Annotated in this window: 1 protein-coding gene; it reads left to right on the top strand. The window is 73.1% G+C overall.

What is annotated here, in order from left to right; genetic code table 11:
• Positions 1-402, top strand: a 402-nt coding sequence (locus OO48_RS34055; protein WP_033223564.1) for a discoidin domain-containing protein, incomplete at both ends; no start/stop codon positions are given.

Raw genomic sequence — 402 nt, 5'->3', positions numbered from 1 at the left:
CACCGGCAACCTGGCCCAGGGCCGCCCGGCCACCGCGTCCGGCACCAGCCAGACCTACGGGCCGGGCAACGCGGTCGACGGTGACGCCACCACCTACTGGGAGAGCGCCAACAACGCCTTCCCGCAGTGGATCCAGGTCGACCTCGGCTGCTCCCGCGCCCTGGCCCGGGCCGTCCTGAAGCTGCCCCCGGCCACCGCCTGGGCCTCCCGCACCCAGACGATCGCCGTCCAGGGCTCCACCGACGGCACCACCTTCACCACCCTGGTCGGCTCCGCCGGGTACACCTTCGACCCGGCCACCGGCAACACCGTCACCGTCAACCTCCCCGCCACGCCCACCCGTTACCTGCGACTGACCGTCACCGGCAACACCGGCTGGCCCGCCGGACAGCTCTCCGAACT

This window comes from Kitasatospora phosalacinea, from assembly GCF_000716545.1.
Taxonomy (GTDB): Bacteria; Actinomycetota; Actinomycetes; order Streptomycetales; family Streptomycetaceae; genus Kitasatospora; species Kitasatospora phosalacinea.
The sequence above is the reverse complement of the archived record's forward strand: the minus strand, read 5'-3'. Positions and strand labels throughout refer to the sequence as shown.